Annotated in this window: 27 protein-coding genes and 1 pseudogene; 10 read left to right on the top strand and 18 right to left on the bottom strand. The window is 63.9% G+C overall.

Annotated features, from left to right (window positions below; all coding sequences use genetic code 11):
• The 6 genes from Q0L57_RS19690 to Q0L57_RS19665 all read right to left on the bottom strand — a co-directional run.
• The coding region (locus Q0L57_RS19690) for an adenosylhomocysteinase (protein ID WP_296744702.1) at positions 1-92 on the bottom strand (92 nt) is incomplete at its 3' end.
• 270 nt (positions 93-362) lie between these two features.
• Positions 363-659 (bottom strand): HPr family phosphocarrier protein, encoded by a 297-nt coding sequence (locus Q0L57_RS19685; protein WP_296744700.1) that lies wholly within the window; start codon positions 657-659, stop codon positions 363-365.
• Positions 656-1,057 (bottom strand): PTS sugar transporter subunit IIA, encoded by a 402-nt coding sequence (locus Q0L57_RS19680; RefSeq protein WP_296744699.1) that lies wholly within the window; start codon positions 1,055-1,057, stop codon positions 656-658. Before Q0L57_RS19680 ends, Q0L57_RS19685 begins: the two co-directional genes overlap by 4 nt.
• 164 nt (positions 1,058-1,221) lie before the next feature.
• Positions 1,222-1,683 (bottom strand): HPr kinase/phosphorylase, encoded by a 462-nt coding sequence (locus Q0L57_RS19675; RefSeq protein WP_296744698.1) that lies wholly within the window; start codon positions 1,681-1,683, stop codon positions 1,222-1,224.
• Between the two features lie 13 nt (positions 1,684-1,696).
• Positions 1,697-3,481 (bottom strand): sensor histidine kinase, encoded by a 1,785-nt coding sequence (locus Q0L57_RS19670; RefSeq protein ID WP_296744697.1) that lies wholly within the window; start codon positions 3,479-3,481, stop codon positions 1,697-1,699.
• A gap of 128 nt (positions 3,482-3,609) precedes the next feature.
• Complete coding sequence (locus Q0L57_RS19665) at positions 3,610-4,311, bottom strand: response regulator transcription factor (protein WP_095819116.1); 702 nt, start codon at positions 4,309-4,311, stop codon at positions 3,610-3,612.
• 341 nt (positions 4,312-4,652) lie between these two features.
• Here Q0L57_RS19665 and Q0L57_RS19660 point away from each other — a divergent pair, with 341 nt between their 5' ends.
• From Q0L57_RS19660 to Q0L57_RS19650, 3 genes are all read left to right on the top strand, one after another.
• Positions 4,653-6,263, top strand: a complete 1,611-nt coding sequence (locus Q0L57_RS19660; protein ID WP_296744696.1) for a phosphoenolpyruvate carboxykinase — start codon at positions 4,653-4,655, stop codon at positions 6,261-6,263.
• Positions 6,264-6,346: 83 nt separating this feature from the next.
• On the top strand, positions 6,347-6,784 hold the full coding sequence (gene arfB / locus Q0L57_RS19655; protein WP_296744695.1) for an alternative ribosome rescue aminoacyl-tRNA hydrolase ArfB: 438 nt from the start codon (positions 6,347-6,349) through the stop codon (positions 6,782-6,784).
• A 90-nt stretch (positions 6,785-6,874) separates the two neighbouring features.
• A complete protein-coding gene (locus Q0L57_RS19650) occupies positions 6,875-7,492 on the top strand; it encodes an alpha-ketoglutarate-dependent dioxygenase AlkB (RefSeq protein ID WP_296744694.1) in 618 nt (205 codons plus the stop codon).
• A gap of 36 nt (positions 7,493-7,528) precedes the next feature.
• Here Q0L57_RS19650 and coaA read toward each other — a convergent pair whose 3' ends face one another.
• From coaA to hisB, 9 genes are read right to left on the bottom strand one after another with little or no spacing between them, the layout of a single operon-like run.
• Positions 7,529-8,488 (bottom strand): type I pantothenate kinase, encoded by a 960-nt coding sequence (gene coaA / locus Q0L57_RS19645; RefSeq protein WP_296744693.1) that lies wholly within the window; start codon positions 8,486-8,488, stop codon positions 7,529-7,531.
• 37 nt (positions 8,489-8,525) lie between these two features.
• Positions 8,526-8,849 (bottom strand): phosphoribosyl-ATP diphosphatase, encoded by a 324-nt coding sequence (locus Q0L57_RS19640; RefSeq protein ID WP_296744692.1) that lies wholly within the window; start codon positions 8,847-8,849, stop codon positions 8,526-8,528.
• Between the two features lie 9 nt (positions 8,850-8,858).
• Positions 8,859-9,653 (bottom strand): imidazole glycerol phosphate synthase subunit HisF, encoded by a 795-nt coding sequence (gene hisF / locus Q0L57_RS19635; RefSeq protein ID WP_296744701.1) that lies wholly within the window; start codon positions 9,651-9,653, stop codon positions 8,859-8,861.
• On the bottom strand, positions 9,650-10,489 hold the full coding sequence (locus tag Q0L57_RS19630) for an arginase family protein (protein ID WP_296744691.1): 840 nt from the start codon (positions 10,487-10,489) through the stop codon (positions 9,650-9,652). The genes hisF and Q0L57_RS19630 overlap by 4 nt, the downstream gene beginning before the upstream one ends.
• Entirely contained in the window at positions 10,486-11,232 is a 747-nt protein-coding gene (gene hisA, locus Q0L57_RS19625; RefSeq protein WP_296744690.1) for a 1-(5-phosphoribosyl)-5-[(5-phosphoribosylamino)methylideneamino]imidazole-4-carboxamide isomerase, read from the bottom strand. Before hisA ends, Q0L57_RS19630 begins: the two co-directional genes overlap by 4 nt.
• A 2-nt stretch (positions 11,233-11,234) precedes the next feature.
• A complete protein-coding gene (locus Q0L57_RS19620) occupies positions 11,235-11,525 on the bottom strand; it encodes a DUF1330 domain-containing protein (protein WP_296744689.1) in 291 nt (96 codons plus the stop codon).
• Between the two features lie 2 nt (positions 11,526-11,527).
• Positions 11,528-12,178 (bottom strand): imidazole glycerol phosphate synthase subunit HisH, encoded by a 651-nt coding sequence (hisH, locus tag Q0L57_RS19615; RefSeq protein ID WP_296744688.1) that lies wholly within the window; start codon positions 12,176-12,178, stop codon positions 11,528-11,530.
• A gap of 3 nt (positions 12,179-12,181) precedes the next feature.
• Positions 12,182-12,655: a DUF2628 domain-containing protein gene (locus tag Q0L57_RS19610; RefSeq protein ID WP_296744687.1), complete on the bottom strand. Its 474-nt coding sequence runs from the start codon at positions 12,653-12,655 to the stop codon at positions 12,182-12,184.
• Positions 12,656-12,659: 4 nt separating this feature from the next.
• The gene (hisB, locus tag Q0L57_RS19605; RefSeq protein ID WP_296744686.1) at positions 12,660-13,259 is read right to left on the bottom strand and encodes an imidazoleglycerol-phosphate dehydratase HisB; all 600 of its coding nucleotides are present in this window, start codon (positions 13,257-13,259) and stop codon (positions 12,660-12,662) included.
• A 208-nt stretch (positions 13,260-13,467) separates the two neighbouring features.
• On the opposite strand from hisB, the gene hslV reads away from it, so the two are divergent.
• The 5 genes from hslV to Q0L57_RS19580 all read left to right on the top strand — a co-directional run bounded on the left by hslV (position 13,468) and on the right by Q0L57_RS19580 (position 17,633).
• The gene (gene hslV, locus Q0L57_RS19600; protein WP_296744685.1) at positions 13,468-14,019 is read left to right on the top strand and encodes an ATP-dependent protease subunit HslV; all 552 of its coding nucleotides are present in this window, start codon (positions 13,468-13,470) and stop codon (positions 14,017-14,019) included.
• Between the two features lie 65 nt (positions 14,020-14,084).
• The gene (locus Q0L57_RS19595) at positions 14,085-14,597 is read left to right on the top strand and encodes a GNAT family N-acetyltransferase (RefSeq protein ID WP_296744684.1); all 513 of its coding nucleotides are present in this window, start codon (positions 14,085-14,087) and stop codon (positions 14,595-14,597) included.
• 4 nt (positions 14,598-14,601) lie between these two features.
• Entirely contained in the window at positions 14,602-15,201 is a 600-nt protein-coding gene (locus tag Q0L57_RS19590) for a DUF2585 domain-containing protein (protein WP_296744683.1), read from the top strand.
• A 5-nt stretch (positions 15,202-15,206) separates the two neighbouring features.
• Positions 15,207-16,517 (top strand): ATP-dependent protease ATPase subunit HslU, encoded by a 1,311-nt coding sequence (gene hslU / locus Q0L57_RS19585; protein WP_296744682.1) that lies wholly within the window; start codon positions 15,207-15,209, stop codon positions 16,515-16,517.
• Positions 16,518-16,664: 147 nt separating this feature from the next.
• Positions 16,665-17,633, top strand: coding sequence for a DUF1402 family protein (locus Q0L57_RS19580; protein WP_296744681.1), 969 nt, complete (start codon positions 16,665-16,667; stop codon positions 17,631-17,633).
• Here the strand turns inward: Q0L57_RS19580 and Q0L57_RS19575 are convergent, their stop codons facing one another.
• The 3 genes from Q0L57_RS19575 to Q0L57_RS19565 are packed head-to-tail and all read right to left on the bottom strand — an operon-like array spanning position 17,634 to position 20,334.
• Positions 17,634-18,869, bottom strand: coding sequence for an FAD-dependent oxidoreductase (locus Q0L57_RS19575; RefSeq protein WP_296744680.1), 1,236 nt, complete (start codon positions 18,867-18,869; stop codon positions 17,634-17,636).
• Entirely contained in the window at positions 18,869-19,183 is a 315-nt protein-coding gene (locus Q0L57_RS19570) for a MocE family 2Fe-2S type ferredoxin (protein ID WP_296744679.1), read from the bottom strand. Before Q0L57_RS19570 ends, Q0L57_RS19575 begins: the two co-directional genes overlap by 1 nt.
• A 44-nt stretch (positions 19,184-19,227) precedes the next feature.
• Complete coding sequence (locus tag Q0L57_RS19565) at positions 19,228-20,334, bottom strand: fatty acid desaturase family protein (protein WP_296744678.1); 1,107 nt, start codon at positions 20,332-20,334, stop codon at positions 19,228-19,230.
• A 176-nt stretch (positions 20,335-20,510) separates the two neighbouring features.
• On the opposite strand from Q0L57_RS19565, the gene Q0L57_RS19560 reads away from it, so the two are divergent.
• Both Q0L57_RS19560 and Q0L57_RS19555 read left to right on the top strand, forming a co-directional pair.
• Positions 20,511-21,542, top strand: a complete 1,032-nt coding sequence (locus tag Q0L57_RS19560; protein WP_296744677.1) for a LacI family DNA-binding transcriptional regulator — start codon at positions 20,511-20,513, stop codon at positions 21,540-21,542.
• Between the two features lie 476 nt (positions 21,543-22,018).
• Positions 22,019-22,235: pseudogene (locus Q0L57_RS19555) on the top strand (rhizopine-binding protein); the annotation flags it as partial.

The following is a 22,235-nucleotide window of genomic DNA, read 5'->3' as shown; positions in this document are numbered from 1 at the left end:
CCCGGCATTTCGGTTTCGGCGATCTCGATCTCCTTGCGGCCCCAGCCGGCAAGCGCGATATCGGCGACCACATAGTCCTTGCTACCCGTCATGACAGTGCTCCGGTGTGATTTGTCTTTTAGAACGCGCCGGGCGCCGGGAGGCGCGGGGAAGGGCGCGAATTGCCGGCCTGACTAGCAGATCGGTCGTCAAACGACAATGGGACATAAAGAAATCTTTATGCGCACATGTCTCTGGAGGGCAATGCACGTCGCCCAAAAGTGCTCAGCGGTTTTGGGCTCACGACATGCACATGCAAAAAACATGTCGCCCAAAAGTGCGCGGCGGTTTTGGGATCACGACACGCACCGAAGCAAAAGACTTCAGATTTCCTCGCCGAAGCGCGAGGCCACCAGTTGCTCCAGCGCGTCCATCGCCGGGCCTGCTTCCGGTCCGCTGGCGGTGACGCGGATCGAATAGCCGGGACTTGCCGCCAGCATCATCAGGCCCATGATCGAGGTGCCGCCGACCTTCACGCCGTCCTTCTCGACATGGATGGTGGCGTCGAAGCCGCTCGCGACCTGCACGAACTTGGCCGAGGCGCGGGCATGCAAACCGCGCTGGTTGACGATCGGGAAGTCCCGCACAACCTCGTCCTTGCTGGGCGACAATGCATTCATTTGCTGCTCAGGAGTTGGCTGGCGACGTTGATGTATTTGCGGCCCGCGGCCTGCGCCTCGTCGAGCGCCGCCGCCATGTTGTCCCCCTTGCGCACCGAGGAGAGCTTGATCAGCATCGGCAGGTTCATGCCGGCGATGACCTCGGTGCGGCCGGATTCCATCACCGAGATGGCCAGGTTGGAAGGCGTGCCGCCGAACATGTCGGTGAGCACGATCACGCCGGCGCCGGTGTCGACGCGCGCGACGGCGTCGACGATATCGGACCGGCGCTGCTCCATGTCGTCGTCGGCGCCGATCGCAACGGTTTCGAAATTGTCTTGTGGCCCCACCACATGTTCTACGGCATGCCGGAACTCGGTGGCGAGTTGACCGTGCGTCACAAGCACGAGTCCGATCATTCTTTGGTGGCTCCCGTCATCGCCGCTTTACAGGCGTATCTTATATTCGCCGGCCATTCCAGGCGGCGGGAGCGCTATCTTGTCGACGCACGGCCGGTTTACAAGCCCAAAATTGCGGCGGCCCGAGCCATTTTGACGCATTGCAACAAAAAAGCGGGACCGGATCACAAAAACGGCGCGATCGAAAGCCGAGCCGCCAACGCCGGCAGCGCGCCGGCGACATTGCGTTGGACGACATCGATGCGCGGCACGAGGCAGCCGGCGATCGTGTCGGTGGATTCCTCCTGGAAACGCGCCACCTCATGCCCGGGGACCAGCCGCGCGGCGAGGTCGATAACGCCGGCCGGTTCGAAGCCCAGCGGCCGTGGACCGATGCCGGGCACCTCGGCAAGGCCGGCGATCGTGGCGGGCGCGCTGCACACCAGGCGCCCGTGGTGGCCGGCTGCGAAGACCTGATCGTCGCCGATCAGCCGGCAAAACAGCCCGCGCGCGTGGCAATGATCGATCAACGCCAGCGCCAGCGTCGTCTTGCCCGAGCCGGACGGCCCGGTGATAAGCACGCCGTACCGGCCGACGAGGATTGCCGTCGCATGGATGTTCTGGGGCTTGGCGGCAGGTTGCGGCATGTCAGGCGGGTGATCAGCCTTCGGCCGGCAGGGTGACCACGAAACGCGCTCCCTTGATCTCGCCGGGCTTGGTGCCGGGGATGTTCTCTGCCGTCAGCGTGCCGCCATGCGCCTCGACGATCTGCCGGCTGATGGAGAGCCCGAGGCCCGAATTCTGGCCGAAGGCCTCGCTGGCCGGCCGGTCGGTGTAGAAGCGCTCGAAGATGCGGTCGATGTTCTCAGCCCTGATGCCCGGGCCGTTGTCGTCGACTGTGATGATGTTGAGCTTGCCCGCGCGGGCCAAGGAGATCGCTATGTGGCCGTGCTCGTCCGGAACGAAGGAGCGGGCGTTTTCGATCAGGTTGGTGATGACCTGGCCGATCCTGAGGTCATGGCCCTGGACGAAGTAGCCCTTGGCGCCGGTCGGCAGCTTGGCGACCTTGAGCTCGATCTCGACCGCCTTCTTGTGGCGGGTCGTCTCGCGCGAGACCGCCACCAGATCGGTGACGAACTTCTTCAGGTCCACGATCGCGGCGTCCTCGCGCGCAAGCTCGGCATCGAGGCGGGAGGCGTCGGAGATGTCGGTGATCAGCCGGTCGAGCCGCTTCACGTCGTGCTGGATGATTTCCATCAGCCGGCTGCGCGAGGCGTCGTTCTTGGCCAGCGGCAGCGTTTCCACGGCGCTGCGCAGCGACGTCAGCGGGTTCTTCAATTCATGCGAGACGTCGGCCGCGAAGCTTTCGATGGCCTCGATGCGGGCATAGAGCGCGTTGGTCATGTCGCGCACCGCGATCGACAGATTGCCGATCTCGTCCTGGCGCTCGGAGAAGTCCGGGATCTCCTCGCGGCTCTTGACGCCGCGCCGCACCCTGACGGCGGCTGCTGAAAGCCGGCGCAGCGGGTTGGCGATCGTGGAGGCGAGCAGCATCGAGAGGATGGCGGTGACAAGCGCCGCGATACCGAACACGCGCAGGATCGCCTTGCGTTCGGCCGCCACGATCTTGTCGATGTCGCCGCCCTCCGTCGACAGCATCAGCACGCCAAGCACGGCGCGGAAACGCTGGATGGGCACCGCGACCGAAACGATCTGCTCGCCCTGCTCGCTGACCCTGACGATGGTCGAGGGGCTACCGGTCAGCGCCTTGACCACTTCCGGAAAGGCCGCGCCGTTGCCGCCTGGCTGTTCGTGATAGACCGGCAGATCCTTGTTGCGGAAGAAGTCGAAGACGAATTTCTCGACCCGCTCCAGCAAGCCCGGCTGCTCGTCATCGACCGGAGGCAGGTCGTAGCGCAGGATCTGGCCGCGCGAATAGAGGTGGCGCGAATCGAGCAACAGGTTGGCGTCGCGGTCATAGATGCGGGCGCGCGTGCGGGTCGGCGAGATCAGCCGTCGCAGCACCGGCGCGACGCGTTCCGGATTGATCGGGAAGTCGAGATTGTCGAGCTGGTCAGAGCCTGGGCCCAGGCTTTCGCCGGCCTGGAGCTCGAGCAGCTTTTCCGGATCGATGCTGATCGAATCCGTCTCGACCGTCGCCGATGCCGCGATGGCGCCGGCGATGATCTCGCCCTGCGTCATCAGGCTCTCGACGCGGGCGTCGATCAGCCCGTCGCGGAAGGTGTTGAGGTAGAGGATGCCGGTGACCAGCACGGCAAGGCCGGCCATGTTGAGGAACAGGATGCGGCGCGTCAGGCTGGAGAAGATGTGATGGCCGAGAAACCGGCGCATCGGCACCGTGAATCTTGACACGAATGCGGGCACGATCCGCGCCGGGCGCTTTGCCGCGCCCGTCCGCCTGCCTCGCTCTACTTCCACTGCCATCGAATAGCAGCTCCCGGTCCATTCCTGTGCACGTCGTTACGCCATCAAGCCTTCGGGCGGCATGCTCTACCGTTCTGCATGTCGTTGTCCCAAAACCGAGAACCACTTTTGGGCGACATGCATTTAGCTCATGCCTCGCGGAAACGGTACCCGACTCCGTAGAGGGTTTCGATCATTTCGAAGTCGTCGTCGACGGCCTTGAACTTCTTGCGCAACCGCTTGATGTGGCTGTCGATGGTGCGGTCGTCGACATAGACCTGCTCATCATAGGCCGAATCCATCAGCGCATCACGGCTTTTTACCACGCCGGGGCGCTGCGCCAGCGAATGCAGGATGAGGAACTCGGTCACCGTCAGCGTCACCGGCTCGCCCTTCCAGGTGCAGGTGTGGCGTTCCTGGTCCATCACCAGCTGGCCGCGTTCGAGCGAGCGCGCCTGCTGGGCGGGCGCCTTGGCGGCGGCCTCGCGAGCACTGGTGCGGCGCAGGACGGCGCGCACCCGCTCGACCAGCAGACGCTGGGAGAATGGTTTGCGGATGAAGTCGTCGGCGCCCATCTTGAGGCCGAACAGCTCGTCGATTTCGTCGTCCTTGGAGGTCAGGAAGATCACCGGCAGGTCGGATTTCTGGCGCATCCGGCGCAACAGCTCCATGCCGTCCATGCGCGGCATCTTGATGTCGAGGATTGCGAGATTCGGCGGCCGCGCCGCCAGTCCTTCCAGCGCCGACGCACCATCCGTGTAGGTTTCGACGCGATAGCCCTCGGATTCGAGCGCGATCGACACCGAAGTCAGAATGTTGCGGTCGTCGTCGACAAGCGCGATTGTTGCCATTTCAAGCGGCTCCCTCATGAGCTGTCCCTTCTATCGTCGAGAAGGGGCTTTTGCAGGACAAATTGGGTACAAAATGTGGCATAGGCCCTGTCCGAAGTCACGGGCGGCCCGCCGCTACACACGATCGCACCCGACTCGGGATTGGACGAACGAAGCCTGCCAATCCTTTGGGCAACCTCTGTGATTTTTTGCACATATAAACGATTTAAACAACTTTCAAATTTTTTAAATCGATTAAAGATTTGATATCATTTGCCTTTTCTGGTTCTGAACCTTGTAGCCCCCTTGCGGGCACCGGTAATGCACCGGTTACATGCGGCCCAATCCAGAGAGGAAATTTGATGTCGGAAGCCGGCAAACGCAACCCCGACTGCGCCATCGACGCCATCGGCCTGAGGACGACGGGCACGGTGCGCTACAATTTCGGCGCCGCCGAACTCTACGAGGAAGCGATCCGCCGCGGCGAGGCCAGGCTGACGGCGCATGGCGCGCTGGTCGCCGAGACGGGGCAGCATACGGGACGCTCGCCGAAGGACAAGTTCGTCGTGCGTGACGAGGCGACCGGCCCGCATGTCTGGTGGGACAACAACAAGGCGATCTCGCCGGCCCAGTTCGAGGCGCTCCATGCCGATTTCCGCGCCCATGCGGTCGGCAGGGACCTCTATGTGCAGGACCTTATCGGCGGCGCCGATGCCGAGCTCCAGCTGCCGGTCCGTGTCGTCACCGAGTTCGCCTGGCATTCGCTGTTCATCCGCAATCTGCTGATCCGTCCCGAAGCGGCGGCGCTCGAGCGCTTCGTGCCGGAGATGACAATCATCGATCTGCCGTCGTTCCGCGCCGATCCCGCCCGCCACGGCACACGCGGCGAAACGGTGATCGCTGTCGACCTGACGCGCAAGATCGTGCTGATCGGCGGCACCTCCTATGCCGGCGAGATGAAGAAGTCGGTGTTCACGATGCTGAATTACCTGTTGCCGGAGAAAGGCGTGATGCCGATGCATTGCTCGGCCAATGAAGGGCCTGCCGGCGACGCGGCGGTGTTCTTCGGCCTGTCCGGCACCGGCAAGACGACCCTGTCGGCCGATCCGTCGCGCACGCTGATCGGCGACGACGAGCATGGCTGGGGTCCGCACGGCATCTTCAACTTCGAAGGCGGCTGCTACGCCAAGACGATCAGGCTCTCGGCCGAGGCCGAGCCGGAAATCTTTGCCACCACGCAGCGTTTCGGCACGGTGTTGGAAAATGTCGTGCTCGATGCCGGCCGCGTGCCGGACTTCAACGATGGCAGCCTCACCGAAAACACGCGCTGCGCCTACCCGCTCGACTTCATTCCCAATGCCTCGAAGAGCGGGCGCGCCGGCCATCCGAAGAACATCATCATGCTGACCGCCGACGCCTTTGGCGTCATGCCGCCGATCGCCAGGCTGACGCCGGCTCAGGCCATGTACCACTTCCTCTCCGGCTATACGGCTAAGGTCGCCGGAACCGAAAAGGGCGTGACGGAGCCGGAGGCGACGTTCTCAACCTGCTTCGGCGCGCCCTTCATGCCGCGCCATCCCTCCGAGTACGGCAAGTTGTTGCGCGAGCTGATCGCCAGCCATGGCGTGGATTGCTGGCTGGTCAACACCGGCTGGACCGGCGGCGCCTATGGCACCGGTCGCCGCATGCCGATCAAGGTGACGCGCGCCCTGCTTGGCGCGGCGCTCGACGGTTCGCTGAACGCGGCCGAGTTCCGCACCGACGCCAATTTCGGCTTCGAGGTGCCGGTTGCCGTTCCTGGCGTCGATGGCGCCATACTCGACCCGCGCTCGACCTGGGCCGACAAGGCCGCTTATGACCGCCAGGCCGTGAAACTCGTCAACATGTTCGCGGTCAACTTCGAGAAATTCGAAAAGTATGTCGACGCTGCAATCCTCGGCGCCGCGCCGCACCTACAGGAGGCGGCCGAATAATCGTCGCTTCAAGCTTCTTTCCTCCAGGGCCCGGCATCGTCCGGGCCTTTTCTTTTTGCGCCCCGCGCGTCATGACTGCGCGCATGAGCGCAGACGACAGGATCATCATCGCCAGCGAAGCCGTCATCCATCCGGACGACCTGCACGAGGATTTCATCCGCTCCTCCGGGCCGGGCGGCCAGAACGTCAACAAGGTGGCGACGGCGGTGCAACTGCGCTTCGACGCGGCAAACGCGCCCGGCCTGTCGGAGCGGGTGCGGGTGCGCGCCATCAAGCTCGCCGGACAGCGCGCCACAAAGGACGGCGTCATCATCATCGAAGCCGGACGCTTCCGCACGCAGGAGCAGAACCGCGCCGACGCACGGGCACGGCTGACGGCCCTGGTCGCGAAGGCAGCCGAGCCGCCGCCGCCGCCGCGCAAGAAGACCAGGCCGTCGAAGGGCGCCGTCGAGCGCCGCCTGAAAACCAAGGCCGGGCGCTCGACCGTCAAGAAGCTGCGCGGCCGGGTGGACAGCGATTGATCGAGGCATTGCCGAGGCCGCTTTCGGGTCGCCGGCGTCCCGCGTTGGTGGCATGGTCCACCGAACCGACTGTATGGACGTAAAACCCAGATGCTCGTTCTGCCCAAAGGCGTCCGCCACATGCCCGGCTATCTATCGCGTCCCGCGCAGGAAGCGCTGGTCGAGGCGATCAGGGAGGTGGTGCAGGCGGCACCCCTCTACGTCCCGGCCATGCCGCGCACCGGCAAGGAGATGAGCGTACGCATGACCAATTGCGGCGCGCTCGGCTGGGTGACCGACCGGGAGCGCGGCTATCGCTATCAGCCGACGCACCCGGTGACCGGCCAACCCTGGCCGCCGATACCCGAGGCCTTGATGCAGCTATGGCGCGAGGTTTCGGCCTATGCGCATCCCCCGGAAGCCTGCCTCGTCAACTTCTATTCCAGCGAAGCCAAGATGGGCCTGCATCAGGATCGTGACGAGCAGGACTTTGCCGCCCCGGTCGTTTCGGTGTCGCTGGGCGACGACTGCCTGTTCAGGGTCGGCCAGACCACGCGCGAAGGCGCGACCAAATCGTTCAGGTTGAAGAGCGGCGACGTGGTGGTGCTCGGCGGCGAGGGCCGCCTCTCATTTCACGGCGTCGACCGGATCTACCCTGCCACCTCGGCGCTGCTGAAGAATGGCGGCCGCATCAATCTGACGTTGCGGCGAGTGACTTTACCGGCTTGAGGTTGGCGGCAAAGCGATCTTCAACGAGGTCGACTGCTAAAGCTTGCGCAGCGCCACTTCCTCGACAAGGTGGTTGGCGCCCTTGCGCAGGATGAGGTCGGCCCTAGCCCGTGTCGGCAGGATGTTCTCGCGCAGGTTCTTCAGATTGATGTTCGCCCACAGGCCCTCGGCGATGGCGCGCGCGGCGTCTTCCGATAGTTGCGAATAGCGGTGGAAGAAGGAGTCCGGGTTGCGGAAGGCCGTCTCTCGCAGCCGCATGAAGCGGGCGATGTACCACTGATGTATCAGCTTCTCGTCGGCATCGATGTAGATGGCGAAGTCGAAGAAGTCGGACAGGAACGGCACGATCTTGCCGTCCTTCGGCAGCTTGCCCGGCTGCAGCACGTTGATGCCTTCGAAGATCAGTATGTCCGGACGGTCGATGGTGACGAATTCGCCCGGGATGACGTCGTAGGTCAGGTGCGAATAGACCGGTGCGCGGACATTCGGCTGCCCCGACTTGATGCCGGACAGGAACCTCAGCAGCGCGCCGACGTCATAGCTCTCGGGAAAGCCCTTGCGCTCCATCAGGCTGTCGCGGCGCAGGACCTCGTTGGGCAGCAGGAAGCCGTCAGTGGTGATGAGATCGACCTTGGGGCTCGACGGCCAGCGCGCCAGCAACTCCTTCAGCACACGCGCCGTGGTCGATTTGCCCACCGCGACCGAGCCGGCGATGCCGATGATGAAAGGCGTCTTGACCACGTCCTGCGCGTTGAAGAAGGCCTGGCGCTGCCGGTAGAGCAGCTGGCTCGCCTCGACATGCGCCGACAAGAGGCGTGAGAGCGACAGATAGATGCGTTTGACCTCTTCGAGGTCGACGGGGTCGTTGAGCGAGCGCAGCCGGTCGAACTCGTCCTCGGTCAGCGTCAGCGGCGTGTCGGCGCGGAACTGCGACCATTGCTCGGCGGAGAAGAATCGATACGGGGAATACTTCTCGGTTGGAGCAAGCTGGTCCATCGAGTTTCCTGCCCTCCTCGCTGTCAGCCCCGGGCCATCAACGCCCGGGACGCGACGCCTTCTCGGCGATGCCCGAGCGGCCGGTACGGCTATCGAGCTCCTTCAGCACATCGTCCAGCGGAACGCCCGCGATGCCGAGGACGACCAGCCAATGATACAGAAGATCAGCGCTTTCCGAAACGAGCGCCTGCCGGTCGCCGCGAACGGCGGCGATCACCGTCTCCACGGCTTCCTCGCCAAGCTTCTGCGCCGCCTTGTCGATGCCCTTGGCGAACAGCTTTGCCGTCCACGATTCCGGATCGCCGGAATGGGCGCGTTGGTGGATGATCGTTTCCAGCTCGGAGAGCGAAAAGTCTGCCATAACAACCGTTTAAGCTTGATGTGCGATGGAGTCCAGTCGCATCGGCAGGCCGGCCTTGGCCATATGCGCCTTGGCCTCGGCGATCGTGTAGGTGCCGAAATGAAAGATCGAGGCCGCAAGCACGGCGCCGGCATGGCCGTCGCGAATGCCCTCGACCAGATGATCGAGCGTGCCGACGCCGCCCGAAGCGATGACCGGCACGCGCACCGCGTCGGCTATGGCGCGGGTCAGGGCGATATCGTAGCCGGCTTTCGTGCCGTCGCGGTCCATCGAGGTAAGCAGGATCTCGCCGGCGCCGCGGTCGACCATTCGCCCGGCGAATTCGACCGCGTCGATGCCGGTCTCTTCGCGCCCGCCATGGGTGAAGATCTCCCAGCGGTCAGCCTCGCCAACGGCGGAGACCTTCTTGGCGTCGATGGCGACGACGATGCACTGGTTGCCGAACTTGTCTGCGGCTTCCGCGACGAAATCCGGGTTCTTCACCGCCGCCGTGTTGATCGACACCTTGTCGGCGCCGGCCAGCAGCAGCTTCCTGATGTCGGCCACCTGGCGCACGCCGCCGCCGACGGTGAGCGGCATGAAACACTGCTCGGCCGTGCGGGCGACCACGTCGAAGATGGTCTCGCGATTTTCGGACGACGCGGTGATGTCGAGGAAGCAGAGCTCGTCGGCCCCGGCGGCGTCATAGGCTTTTGCGGCCTCGACCGGGTCGCCGGCATCGATGAGATCGACGAAGTTGACGCCCTTGACCACGCGGCCGTTCTTGACGTCGAGGCAAGGAATGACGCGCGCCTTCAGCATCAGCGGCTCTCCATGGTCGAAAGCAGGTCGACCACCAGCTCGCCCACGAGCGGCGGCACGTCGCCCTTGGCGTCGAAGGCCGGATCGTAGGCGGAAATGGTGAGGCCGGCGATTGCGAGCGGGCCGGCAAGGCCGCACATGGCGCCGCGTATCTGCTCCGGCGCCGGGCCGCCGGGGGTGGTGTAGCGGTTGGCCTGCAGCTCTTCCGGGTCATGCACGTCGAGGTCGATATGCATGTGGATGCGCTCGGCGCCCGCGGCCTTCAGCTTGGCCGCGGCGCCGGCCCAGTCCGGGCACTCGGTCCTGATGATAGGCAGCTTCTCCAGCAACTCCCTTTCCGCCGTGTCGAGATCGCGCGCGTTGACAAGCACCGAGCGCGCCGGATCGATCGGCTTGAAGCCGGGAATCTGCCCGGCCATTGGCCGCCAGCAGAGGCCGAGCACCGTCGCCAGCGCCATGCCGTCGAGAAAGCCTGTTGTCGAGGTTTCGGGCGTGTTGAGGTCGCCATGCTGGTCGGCCCAGATGATGGCGTCAGCTCCTTCGCCGGCCACGGCGCCGGCGCTGGTCAGGCAGTTTCCCGCCAGCACGATGGGGAACCGTTTCTTGTCGAGCGCGATGCGGACCTGGCCGGACACCGCGTTGCAGACGGCAAATCCCGTGCCGATCTCGCGCTCCTGCTCGTCTTCGACCACCTTGCCGATGTCATGCACCTCGACATCGTGGCCGGCAAGCTTCAGCGCTTCGGCCAGCCCGCCGGAGATCAGCGCGTCGGGACCCTGGCCGCAGCCGCCGTGAAAATGGCCGCTGTCATAGGAGGCGAGGATGATCGAGATGTTCACGCTCTTGCCTCCGCAGTCTCGCCGCGCAGGATCGCCAGCGCCTCGGCCGGGTCGATGCGCCCGTCATAGAGCGCGCGGCCTGAGATCGCGCCTTCGAGTTTCGTCGCGTCGGGCATGGTCATGCGCACGATGTCGGCGATCGAGGCGAGCCCACCTGAAGCGATCACCGGTATCGACACCGCCTCGGCCAGGTTGATGGTCGAATCCCAGTTGATGCCGGAGAGCACGCCGTCACGGTCGATGTCGGTGTAGATGATGGCCGCAACGCCGGCGCCTTCGAATTTCTTCGCCAGCTCGATGACGCCGAGCTCGGAGGCCTCGGCCCAGCCTTCTACCGCCACCTTGCCGCCCTTGGCGTCGATGCCGACTGCTATCCTGCCGGGAAACGCCTTGCAGGCCTGCTTGACCAGCTCGGGCTCACGCACCGCGACGGTGCCGAGGATGACACGCGCCAGTCCGCGGTCCAGCCAGTCCTCGATCTGCGGCAGCGTGCGGATGCCGCCGCCGAGCTGGACCGGGTTCTTCGTCGCCTTGAGGATGGCGCCGACCGCCGCGGAATTGACACTCTGGCCTTTGAAGGCGCCGTTGAGATCAACGACGTGCAGCCATTCGAAGCCCTGCTCCTCGAAGGCCCTGGCCTGGGCCGCGGGGTCATCGTTGTAGATGGTGGCGGTCGCCATGTCGCCGTGCTTCAGGCGCACGCATTTGCCGTCCTTGAGATCTATTGCCGGAAACAGGATCACGATCAGGTGCCCTCGACGATGACGAAATGGCCGGTCGAAGCCGCCAGCCGGAATTTCAAGGCGTCCTGATACTCCGGCGACTGGTAGCAGGCGAGCGCCGTTTCGTAGGACGGAAACTCGATGACCACGTGGCGGTTCCCGGTGGACCCTTCGGGGTTCGTGTATTGTCCGGCACGCACCGGAAACCTCGCGCCATATTTGGCGAAGGCCTGCGCATTGGCCTCGATGTACTGCTTGTAGACGGCCGCGTCGCGCACATCGATCATCGCCATCCAGTAGCCCTTCTTGCTCATGCCTAGGGCTTCCAGCGCAGGAAATTGGTTATCAACGCCAGGCCGAGGGCCTGGCTCTTTTCCGGATGGAACTGCGTGCCGGCGAGGTTGTCGCGGGCGACCGCCGCCGTCACCGGGCCGCCATAGTCGGCAGACGCCAGCACGTCGCCGGGGTTCTTCGCTTCCAGGTGATAGGAATGGACGAAGTAGGCGTGCAGTCCCTTGGGACCTGTCTCGATGCCCGAAAACAGCGGGTGCTTGCGCGCGAGCTCGATCGTGTTCCAGCCGATCTGCGGGATCTTCAGCGCCGGATCCTTCGGCGTGATCTCCTTGACGTCGCCGACGATCCAGCCAAGCCCCTTGGTGATCGTCTTTTCCAGACCGCGCTCCGACATCAATTGCATGCCGACGCAGATGCCGAGGAACGGCCGTCCCTTGCGAAGGGCCACCTCTTCCACCGCTTCCCACATGCCGGGCACGGCATGCAGCCCGGCGGTGCAATCGGCATAGGCGCCCACCCCGGGCAGCACGATGCGGTCGGCGGTGCGCACCCGCTCGGCATCGGCGGTCAGGTCGATGGTGGCGGCAATGCCGGCTTCATGCGCGGCGCGCTCGAAAGCCTTGGTGGCCGAGCGAAGGTTGCCCGACCCGTAGTCGATGATTGCTACCCGCATCGTTCAGGGCCTTCCCGGCGTATGGGTCAGACCAAGCGCCATGCCTGTCTGGGGAGCGCGCGCTAGGCTTGCATCCGGAACGATGCGCGGCAGGGGTGCCGGCTCCTCGTCATCGATATCGCTTTCCATCGCGTGTCGCATCTCTGCGTCGCCGAGGCTTCCGGCCTCGACCACGCCCCATTCATGCCAGCCGCGACGGCGCAGCGCGGCAATCCGCAGCCCCTGGCCCTCGAACCCGACATAGAGCGAGACCAGCAACGAAAGCGCCGACCCGGCCGCCTCGAGCCCCAGCTTCTCGCCAAGCGTCGACAGGATCGCCATGACGGCGAAAGTCAAAATGGCTTCGATCCAGAGCCGGTGCCATGCCAGCCAGACAGGCGCGACGAGGAAGCCGAACCATGTGAAACCATCGCGCACGAAGGCTGTGTCCTCGGCGCTGCCGCCTTCCGGTGGCTCCATCACGACATAGCTGGCCATAGGGCTATCCTTTCAGGGATCCCTTCGTGGACGGCACCGCGTCCGGCTGGCGCGGATCGGCTTCCAGCGCCGCGCGCAACACCCGGGCGACGGCCTTGAAGCATGTTTCGGCGATGTGGTGGTTGTTCGCGCCGTAGTGGTTGGTGACATGCAGGGTCAAGCCGGCATTCTGCGCCAGCGCCTGGAAGAACTCGCGTACCAGCTCGGTGTCGAACGTGCCGACCTTCGGCGACGAGAAGGAAACATTCCAGACCAGGAACGGCCGGCCGGAAACGTCGATCGCAGCCCTGGTCAGGGTCTCGTCCATGGCGAGGTCTATCGAGGCGTAGCGCATGATGCCGCGCCGTTCGCCCAACGCCTTGCTCAACGCCTGGCCGATCGCGATGCCGGTGTCCTCGACCGTGTGGTGGTCGTCGATGTGCAGGTCGCCCTTGGCCTTTACCGTCATATCGATCAGCGAATGGCGTGACAGCTGGTCGAGCATGTGGTCGAAGAAGCCGACGCCCGTCGAAATATCGGATTTGCCTTTGCCGTCGACTTGGACCGACACCGAGATATCGGTTTCCTTGGTCTTGCGGCTGACTTCGGCGGAACGCGGCGGCATCACAGTGTCCTTGTTGAGAGGTCACGGGCTTGAAAACGAGAGCCTTCTATCAGCATGATCCGGTTATTGCCAGTTGCCAATCCGGACGGTATCGGCACCGGCTTGGGGCGGTTTGCAATCACTCGCCCCATGCATACATATGGCCGATCAAAGTCACTCGTACCGCGCCAATCGCCTTTCCAAGGGATAGCGCGAATCGGAGCAAGAAATGTCGAATGAACTGACCATGCACGCCACGACCATCGTCAGCGTGCGCAAGGGCAACAAGGTTGTGATCGCCGGCGACGGTCAGGTCAGCCTTGGCCAGACCATCATGAAGGGCAATGCCCGCAAGGTGCGCCGCATCGGCAAGGGCGGCAGCGTCATTGCCGGCTTCGCCGGCGCCACCGCCGACGCCTTTACCTTGCTGGAGCGGCTTGAAGCCAAGCTCGAGCAATATCCGGACCAATTGACCCGCGCCTGCGTCGAGCTCGCCAAGGACTGGCGGACCGACCGCTATTTGCGTCGCCTGGAAGCGATGATGCTGGTGGCCGACAAGTCGGTTTCGCTGGCGCTCACCGGCAATGGCGACGTGCTCGAGCCCGAACATGGTGTCATGGCCATCGGCTCCGGCGGCAATTACGCGCTGGCGGCTGCCCGCGCGCTGATCGACACCGACAAGGATGCCGAGGAGATCGCCCGCAAGGCGATGCAGATCGCGTCCGACATCTGCGTCTACACCAACAACAATTTCGTCGTCGAAACGCTCGATGCCGTCTGAGCGACCATGATCCCGAACCGCGGGACCGCGTAAGCGAAAGTGGGAACCGGTTTGCAGGGAAGATCATGACCGAAGATAGCTATGATTTTCGGCCGGTGACCGAAAAGGACCTGCCATTGATCGCCGGCTGGCTCAGGCAGCCGCATGTGGCCGAATGGTGGGACGATCCGGACAAGGAAATCGCCGGAATCCGCGAGCATATCGATTCGGTTTCGGTGGAGCCGCTGATCGTCGAGCTGAACGGCAGGCCGATCGCCTACCTGCAGAGCTACGATCCGCACATGGAGGACGATCACCCTTATGCCGACCAGCCATTCGGCACGCTGGGCATCGATCTGACAATCGGCCCGCCGGAACTGGTCGGCGCCGGCCATGGCGCGGCGATCGTGCGTCAGCTCGTGGAGGAGCTTTTCGAGGAAGGCGCGCCGCGCGTCATCGTCGACCCGCATCCGGACAATGCCCGGGCCATTCGCGCCTATGAGAAGGCGGGCTTCAGGCCGATCGGCCGCCGGCAATCCGAATATGGGGACGTCGTGCTGATGGCCGTCGACGCGCCCGAAGACGACGAGGGGGAATGACCGGATGATCGCGCCCGAAGAGGACAAGACGCTTTCTGCTTATGAAGACAGCTGGCGCATGGGGCTCCTCATCGTGGTGGCGCTGGTCGTTTTCCAGGCCGGCGCCCTCTATGTCATGGGCCATCCGCCGATCTGCACTTGCGGCTACGTCAAGCTCTGGCATGGCGTGGTCAACAGCTCGGAGAACTCCCAGCACATAGCCGACTGGTATTCGTTCTCGCACATCATCCACGGCTTTCTGTTCTACGCGCTGGCGAGGTTCCTGTTCCCCCGCTCGCCGATCGGGCTGCGGCTTGCCTTCGCCGTCCTCATCGAAGGCGGCTGGGAGCTTCTGGAGAACAGCCCCTTCATCATCGACCGCTATCGCGCCGGCACTATTTCACTGAGCTACTACGGCGACTCCATCATCAACTCGGTGTCCGACACGCTGTTCATGGCGCTGGGATTTGTGATGGCGCGAAAGCTACCTATATGGGTGATCGTGGCCCTGACGCTCATCTTCGAGCTCGGCACGGGCTACATCATCCGGGACAATCTGACGCTCAACGTGATCATGCTGCTGCATCCGTTCGAGTCCATCAAGCAGTGGCAAAGTGGAATCTGAGTAATATGAGCACCTTCTCCCCCCGCGAAATCGTTTCGGAACTCGACCGCTTCATCATCGGCCAGAAGGACGCCAAGCGCGCCGTGGCCATTGCCCTGCGCAACCGCTGGCGCCGCCAGCAGCTGGAAGGCCAGATGCGCGAAGAGGTGATGCCGAAGAACATCCTGATGATCGGCCCGACCGGCGTCGGCAAGACCGAGATCTCGCGCCGCCTGGCGCGGCTCGCCGGCGCGCCCTTCGTCAAGGTCGAGGCCACCAAGTTCACCGAGGTCGGCTATGTCGGGCGCGACGTCGAGCAGATCGTGCGCGATCTCGTCGAGGTCGCCATCGGCCTGACCCGCGAGAAGATGCGCGAGAATGTCACCGCGCGCGCCCAGATCAACGCCGAAGAGCGCGTGCTGGAGGCGCTGGTCGGCAAGACGGCAAGCCCGGCCACCCGCGACAGCTTCCGCAAGAAGCTGCGCGACGGCGAGCTCGACGACAAGGAGATCGAGATCGAGGTGGCCGACACCGGCACCGGCGGCATGCCCGGCTTCGAAATTCCCGGCATGCCCGGCGGCAATGTCGGCGTGCTGAACATCAACGACATGTTGTCGAAGGCCATGGGCGGCCGCAGGACCAAGACCCGCAAGACGACGGTGCGCGATTCCTACGCCCTGCTCATTAATGACGAGTCCGACAAGCTGCTCGACCAGGATGAGGTCGTTCGCCTCGCGCTGGAATCGGCCGAGAATGACGGCATCGTCTTCCTCGACGAGATCGACAAGATCGCGGCCCGGAGTGACATTTCGGGCGGCCCCTCGCGCGAAGGCGTGCAGCGCGACCTGCTGCCGCTGGTCGAAGGCACAACCGTCGCGACCAAGTATGGGCCGGTGAAGACCGACCACATCCTGTTCATCGCATCGGGCGCGTTCCACGTCTCCAAGCCTTCCGACCTGTTGCCGGAGCTTCAGGGCCGCTTACCGATCCGCGTCGAATTGCGCGCGCTGGAGAAGGAGGACTTCGTCCGCATCCTGACCGAGACCGAGGCGAGCCTCATCAAGCAGTATATCGCGCTGATGAAGACCGAAGGCGTCGAGCTGAGCTTCACCGATGACGCCATCGATTCGCTTGCCGGCATCGCCGTCGACCTCAACGCCAGCGTCGAGAACATCGGCGCCCGGCGCCTGCAGACGGTGATGGAACGCGTGCTTGACGAGATTTCCTACGACGCGCCGGACCGCAACGGCACCCAGGTCACCATCGACGCCGCCTATGTGCAGAAGCATGTCGGCGACCTGTCGCGGAACACCGACCTGTCGCGCTTCATTCTCTGAAGTCCGCGATCGATCAAAATCGGGCAATCAAGCAATGTGTGGCCGGATGGTACCATCCGGCCACCTTTCGTCTGGGCCAAAGCTTGGCCAAGCTCGACTCTCCGTTGGCCTTTACCTAGTTTGCCGCCCGTTCAAAGGCGGCGGCGCATGAAGAAACGCGTACTTCTCTTTCTCGGCCTGGCATTGGCGGTGGCTGTCGCGAATGCCGACGCCGCGACTGCTGTGCCGCCGGGCAACCGCAACGCCGAGCAGCCAGATATCCCGGGCGCGTCCACCCGGCGCACCCAGGCCACCAACACCAGTTTCCAGGCCAAGTACCGCAAGGTCTACGCGCTCTTGCAGAACGATGCCGACCTGCGCGCCAAGATCAGGAAGGCGGCCGCGGCCTACGGCATCGATCCGATGCACATCGTCGGCGCCATCGTCGGCGAGCATACCTACAACGTCGACGCCTATGACAGGCTGCAGACCTACTACGTCAAGGCGATCGCCTATCTCGGCAGCAGGCTCAGCTTTTCCTATGAAGGCGAGGACGTCAGCGATTTCATTCAGCGGCCGGAATTCAAGAAATGCGCCGGCATGACCGACAGCTACGATCTCTGGGAATGCCGCGAGGATGTCTGGAACCATTCCTTCCGCGGCAAAACCGTTGGGGGTACGAGTTTTCCCAACGACCGCTTCGGCGCCACCTTCTTCCAGCCCTACTATGCCGGCCAGACCTTCGGCCTCGGCCAGCTGAACCCGCTGACGGCGCTGGAGATGAGCGACCTCGTCCACAAGGTCTCCGGCCTGCCCGAGCTCGACGTCCAGGATCCGAACGCGGTCTACAAGACGATCATGGATCCGGACCTGACGCTGCCTTATGTCGCCGCGACGATCCGGAAGTCGATCGATGCCTACCGGACTATCGCCGACTTCGACATCTCCGGTAATCCGGGGATCACCGCCACGCTCTACAATGTCGGCGATCCCGAGCAGCGCGCCTATGCGCTGAAGGCCGAGAACGACAGACGCCGCGCTGCGGGCGAGCCGGAAAAGCTGCCCGAGGAGAATTATTACGGCTGGCTGGTCAACGACAAGCTCGAGGAGCTGAAGGCGCTTTTCCAGCTCGATTGATCAAGCCGCGAGCAACGCCTTCAGCTTGACCGCCGGCGAACCGAGCGCATCCGGCGAAGGCCTTGCCCGCTTCGCGATCAGCATTTCGGCCAGACGGATGTCGCGCGCCACGGCATTGCCAGGGCCGATGCCGCTGGCCGCGACAAGCCTCCCGTCCTCGGCCAGATGGAACAGGATGAAGGCGCCGTCATCGAGATCCCGACGCACGACGCTGCGCCCTTCGTCGGAAAGCCCGGCGATCTGTAGCGTCAGCCCGTACTGATCCGACCAGAACCATGGCACGGCGGCGTGCGGCTCATTGGCGCCCAGCATGTTCTTCGCCGCGAGCGCGCCTTGCTCCTGCGCGTTGCGCCAGGCTTCCAGCCGCACGCGCCGGCCGCCATAGACGGCTAGCGGGAACGAACAGCAGTCGCCTGCGGCGAAGATGTCCGGATCCGTGGTGCGCAGCGTGCCGTCGACCGCGATGCCGTTGTCGATCGCCAGCCCCGCCTCAGCGGCAAGCGCCGTCACCGGTATGGCGCCGATGCCGATCACCGCAAGGTCGGAAACGATCTCGTTTCCATCAGCAAGCGTGATGCCAACTTTGTCGCCGTCATCTGCGATCGTCGTGATCCCCTGGCCTGTGAGGACCCTTGCGCCCTCAGCCTCGTGCGCCTGATGGATGATTTCGGCGATCTCCGCCGGCACGCCGCGCATCAGGATACGCGGCTGCGCCTCGATGACGGTGACCGCCGCTCCAAGCTTGCGCGCCGACGCGGCCAGCTCCAGGCCGATGAAGCCACCGCCGATGATCGCGACGCGGTTCCCGGCCCCGAGATGGGCGCGGATGGCGAGCGCGTCGTTGAAGGTCCTGAGATAGACGCAACGCCCCGCAAGACCCGGCATCGGCAGCGTGCGCGGCACCGACCCGGTCGCAAGCAACAGCTTTTGGTAGGGAATGGATGAGCCGTCCGACAGGCTCACCATATGCGCGGCACGGTTGATCGCGACCGCGCGGACGGAATGGATGTGCCGGATCGACCGCTCGGCCAGCAGTTCGTCGCTGGCGATCGCCTTGATGGCCGGCGCCTCGGCGGTCATGGCCTCCTTCGACAGCGGCGGCCGCTCATAGGGCAGGTGCGGTTCGTCGCCAACCAGCGTCACAGGCCCTTCGAAGCCGAGATCGCGCAAGGCGAGCGCGGCCCTTCCGCCGCACTCGCCTGCTCCGATGATGATCATCCCCGCCTGCATGGCCATTACCCGACCTGAATGAGGACTTTGCCGGCGTCGACCTTGACCGGATAGGTCTTGAGGTTGACGCACACCGGCGCGCCGCGGGCGTCGCCGGTCTTGTAGTTGAAACGGCCATTGTGCTTCGGGCATTCGATGATGTCGTCCATCACCAGCCCGTCGGCCAGATGCACCTTCTCATGCGAGCACAGGCCATCGGTCGCGAAATATTCGTCGTCCGGGCTGCGATAGATGGCGTAGGTGCGGCCGGCATGATCGAAACGCATCACGTCCTCTTCGTCGATGTCACCGGCCTCGCAGGCCTCGACCCAGTCGCTCATGTCGTCCTCCAGGAAAATTCAGTTCTCGGGTTATGCTGATCTGTTCACGCGGCCGCGGCCGGCGACGGTCTGTCGTTGTGCAGGTCTTCGCGATAGGGCTTGGCCGTCGGCGGCAGCTCGCGCTTGACGAAATAATCCTCGTTGCGCAGCTGGCGCAGGAAGGCCGGGATCATCTCGCGATAACCGGCCAGGATGGACGGCGTCGGCGCCGGCAAATCATGCTTGATCATCTCGTGCAGTTTCGGCAGCGCGTGATAGGGCACCATCGGAAACATGTGGTGCTCCACGTGATAGTTCATGTTCCAGTAGATGAACCGGCTGATCGGGTTGATCAGCACCGTGCGGCTGTTCAGGCGATGGTCGATGACGTTGTCGGCAAGCCCGCCATGCTGCAGCAGGCCGGTCATGACGTGATGCCAGGCGCCGTACAGGCGGGGCAGGCCGACGAGCATCAGCGGCAGCCATGAGTGCATGTAAAGCGCAAGCGCGATGGTGGCGACATAGATGGCCAGCCAGATGCGGGCGACGCGGATCGCCTTCGGCTGCTCCTGTTCCGGGATGAAGGTCTTCTCCGCGGCGCTGATGACGCCGGCCGCATTGCGCACCATGTCGACCATCGCATGCCAGGCATCGAGGATGCCGAAGAAGTTCAGGACCAGGCGCAACAGGTCCGGCGGCCGCATGACGGCGATCTCCGGGTCGCGGCCGACAATGATGGTGTCCGTGTGATGGCGCGTATGGCTCCAGCGCCATGTCACCGGGTTGCGCATGATCATGAAGCAGGCGATCTGGTAGACGGCGTCGTTCATCCACTGCGTGCGGAAGGCCGTGCCGTGGCCGCATTCGTGCCAGCGGGAATCGGTCGACGAGCCATAGAGCACGCCGTAGGCGAAGAAGAACGGCACGCACCACCATGTGCCCCAGAACCAGGCCCCGCCCGCCCCGCTGATCGCCAGCGCCGCCAGCCAGATGATGGTGTCGCGGATCGCCGGTTGGTCGGAGCGCTGCATCAGCTCCTTCATTTGCTTGCGCGGAATTTCGGTGTGGTACCACTCGGCAGCCGAAAGCCCGTTCTCGACCGCCAGCCTGGCATCGCTGCCGGTGAGGCTGTAGTCGCGTCCGGACAGCGCCGGCGACGAGATCACTGTCATTGCGGGTTCCTCCATCAGCACCTTGCGAGTGGCCCTTGGGCAGCGTCGGCTCGCGCATGGCTGGCTTCCACTTCACCATAGCCCCGGTCCATGATAGTCTCAACATCATAAAGATAGTTTCTATCATTTCCTATCAGAGTAGGTTATTCTGCGCTGGACCAGTCGATGGAGCATTCATGGCAAAGCGGCCGACCATAACCGACCTCGCGCGCGTATCAGGCTTCAGCGTAGCGACCGTCGACAGGGTGCTGAACAGCCGCCTGCCGGTGCGCGAGGAGACGGCGCGGCGCGTCTATGAGGCGGCGACCGAGATCGGCTATCACGCGGCGGGCCTGATCAAGCAGCGCATGCGCCAGGAACTGCCGGAATACCGGCTCGGCTTCCTGCTGCTGCGGGGCAATGATGTCTTCTATGGCGATTTCGCCCGCGAGCTAGAGCTGGCGGTGGCGCAGTCGCAACGCTTCAGGGGTGTGGCGACCGTCGACTTCGCAAGCTCGCTGGCGCCGGACGAGATCGCTCTCCAGATGCGCGGGCTCGCGGCCAGATCCAGGGCCATCGCCGTCGTCGGCCCGGATCATCCGACATTGACCGCGGTCGTGGAGACGCTGAAGGCGAGGGGCCAGCCAGTGTTCTCGCTGCTGTCGGACTTTGCCGCCGGCATCCGCGAGGGCTATGTCGGCCTCGACAACCGCAAGGTGGGCCGCACCGCGGCCTGGATGATCGCCAGGGCGGCGAGGAAGCCCGGCAAGGTCGCGCTCTTCGTTGGCAGCCACCGCTTCCATGGCCATGAACTGCGCGAGATCGGCTTCCGCTCCTATTTCCGCGAGCACGCTCCGGACTTCACCGTGATGGAGACCCTCGTCAATCTAGAAGCCAACCAGGTTACCCACGACGCCATGATCGATCTCCTGGCGCGGCATCCCGATCTCGCCGGCTGCTACGTTGCCGGCGGCGGCATGGAAGGCGCTGTCTCGGCGCTGAGGACGGCCAGCCCGGCAGAGATGCCGGTGGTCATCTGCAACGAGATCAACGCCGTGTCACGCGCCGCGCTCGCCGACAACATCTTGACCATGGTTATCTCGACCCCGCTGGCGGCGCTCTGCCGCGAGTTGGTCGGGTTGATGGCGCATGCCATCGAATCCGGCGCCGCCAACGCGCCGGGCCAGACTTTCCTGCCATTCGACATCTACCTGCCGGAGAACATCTAGAGCATGATCCCGAAAAGTGGGAACCGGTTTTCGGTGAAGATCATGCTGTAGCAAGAGGATAGAGCGGGGTGACGATTCGAAGAAAAGTCACCCCGCTCTAGCGGCGCCTTCTCCTCGCAATGATGTGATCCATCAGATTGATAGGATTTTATCAGACCCTCGGTTGGAGCGGAAACCCGGCCGACAGGTCGGCAATCACCTGCCAGGCCCCGTCCCCATGCCGGAATAGTACGAAATTCCGGCACGTCCGTTCCGAATCTCCCTTGACGTTCGTCGAACGAAATGGAATGAATATTTCACCAACTAGGTATTTTGGTTCTTTCGTTCCGGAACGTCTGTTTCAAACGGAGGATCACCCATTCCATTCGCGTGGAAGAAATGTCTGCGGAGCGGAACGGTCGTTGGGAGACTTCCCCGGGAGGTCGGGGATTCCGGTTCAATCGGTGACGCCGGACACCAAGTGGAGGAGAAACAAAATGAAGAAACTGCTTTTGGGTGTCGCGCTTTCGGCGCTGATGTGTTCATCCGCCTTCGCCGCCAAGATCGGCGTCTCGATGGCGCGCTTCGACGATAATTTCCTGACCGTGCTGCGCAACGGCATGATCGCGCAGGCCAAGGGAATGAGCGGCGTCGAACTCCAGGTCGAGGACGCGCAGAACGACGTGGCCAAGCAGCTCGACCAGATCAAGAACT

It is taken from the genome of Mesorhizobium sp. (assembly GCF_024509055.1).
GTDB lineage: Bacteria > Pseudomonadota > Alphaproteobacteria > Rhizobiales > Rhizobiaceae > Mesorhizobium.
Note: the sequence above shows the minus strand (reverse complement) of the source record. Positions and strands in the feature narration are given on the sequence as shown.

Excerpts from the sequence above, each read along its gene's own strand:
- Q0L57_RS19685 (WP_296744700.1), bottom strand. The coding sequence starts at position 659 with ATGAATGCATTGTCGCCCAGCAAGGACGAGGTTGTGCGGGACTTCCCG.
- Q0L57_RS19680 (WP_296744699.1), bottom strand. The coding sequence starts at position 1,057 with ATGATCGGACTCGTGCTTGTGACGCACGGTCAACTCGCCACCGAGTTC.
- Q0L57_RS19675 (WP_296744698.1), bottom strand. The coding sequence starts at position 1,683 with ATGCCGCAACCTGCCGCCAAGCCCCAGAACATCCATGCGACGGCAATC.
- Q0L57_RS19670 (WP_296744697.1), bottom strand. The coding sequence starts at position 3,481 with ATGGCAGTGGAAGTAGAGCGAGGCAGGCGGACGGGCGCGGCAAAGCGC.
- Q0L57_RS19665 (WP_095819116.1), bottom strand. The coding sequence starts at position 4,311 with ATGGCAACAATCGCGCTTGTCGACGACGACCGCAACATTCTGACTTCG.
- Q0L57_RS19660 (WP_296744696.1), top strand. The coding sequence starts at position 4,653 with ATGTCGGAAGCCGGCAAACGCAACCCCGACTGCGCCATCGACGCCATC.
- arfB (WP_296744695.1), top strand. The coding sequence starts at position 6,347 with ATGAGCGCAGACGACAGGATCATCATCGCCAGCGAAGCCGTCATCCAT.
- Q0L57_RS19650 (WP_296744694.1), top strand. The coding sequence starts at position 6,875 with ATGCTCGTTCTGCCCAAAGGCGTCCGCCACATGCCCGGCTATCTATCG.
- coaA (WP_296744693.1), bottom strand. The coding sequence starts at position 8,488 with ATGGACCAGCTTGCTCCAACCGAGAAGTATTCCCCGTATCGATTCTTC.
- Q0L57_RS19640 (WP_296744692.1), bottom strand. The coding sequence starts at position 8,849 with ATGGCAGACTTTTCGCTCTCCGAGCTGGAAACGATCATCCACCAACGC.
- Q0L57_RS19620 (WP_296744689.1), bottom strand. The coding sequence starts at position 11,525 with ATGAGCAAGAAGGGCTACTGGATGGCGATGATCGATGTGCGCGACGCG.
- hisH (WP_296744688.1), bottom strand. The coding sequence starts at position 12,178 with ATGCGGGTAGCAATCATCGACTACGGGTCGGGCAACCTTCGCTCGGCC.
- Q0L57_RS19610 (WP_296744687.1), bottom strand. The coding sequence starts at position 12,655 with ATGGCCAGCTATGTCGTGATGGAGCCACCGGAAGGCGGCAGCGCCGAG.
- hisB (WP_296744686.1), bottom strand. The coding sequence starts at position 13,259 with ATGCCGCCGCGTTCCGCCGAAGTCAGCCGCAAGACCAAGGAAACCGAT.
- hslV (WP_296744685.1), top strand. The coding sequence starts at position 13,468 with ATGTCGAATGAACTGACCATGCACGCCACGACCATCGTCAGCGTGCGC.
- Q0L57_RS19595 (WP_296744684.1), top strand. The coding sequence starts at position 14,085 with ATGACCGAAGATAGCTATGATTTTCGGCCGGTGACCGAAAAGGACCTG.
- Q0L57_RS19590 (WP_296744683.1), top strand. The coding sequence starts at position 14,602 with ATGATCGCGCCCGAAGAGGACAAGACGCTTTCTGCTTATGAAGACAGC.
- hslU (WP_296744682.1), top strand. The coding sequence starts at position 15,207 with ATGAGCACCTTCTCCCCCCGCGAAATCGTTTCGGAACTCGACCGCTTC.
- Q0L57_RS19580 (WP_296744681.1), top strand. The coding sequence starts at position 16,665 with ATGAAGAAACGCGTACTTCTCTTTCTCGGCCTGGCATTGGCGGTGGCT.
- Q0L57_RS19575 (WP_296744680.1), bottom strand. The coding sequence starts at position 18,869 with ATGGCCATGCAGGCGGGGATGATCATCATCGGAGCAGGCGAGTGCGGC.
- Q0L57_RS19570 (WP_296744679.1), bottom strand. The coding sequence starts at position 19,183 with ATGAGCGACTGGGTCGAGGCCTGCGAGGCCGGTGACATCGACGAAGAG.
- Q0L57_RS19565 (WP_296744678.1), bottom strand. The coding sequence starts at position 20,334 with ATGACAGTGATCTCGTCGCCGGCGCTGTCCGGACGCGACTACAGCCTC.
- Q0L57_RS19560 (WP_296744677.1), top strand. The coding sequence starts at position 20,511 with ATGGCAAAGCGGCCGACCATAACCGACCTCGCGCGCGTATCAGGCTTC.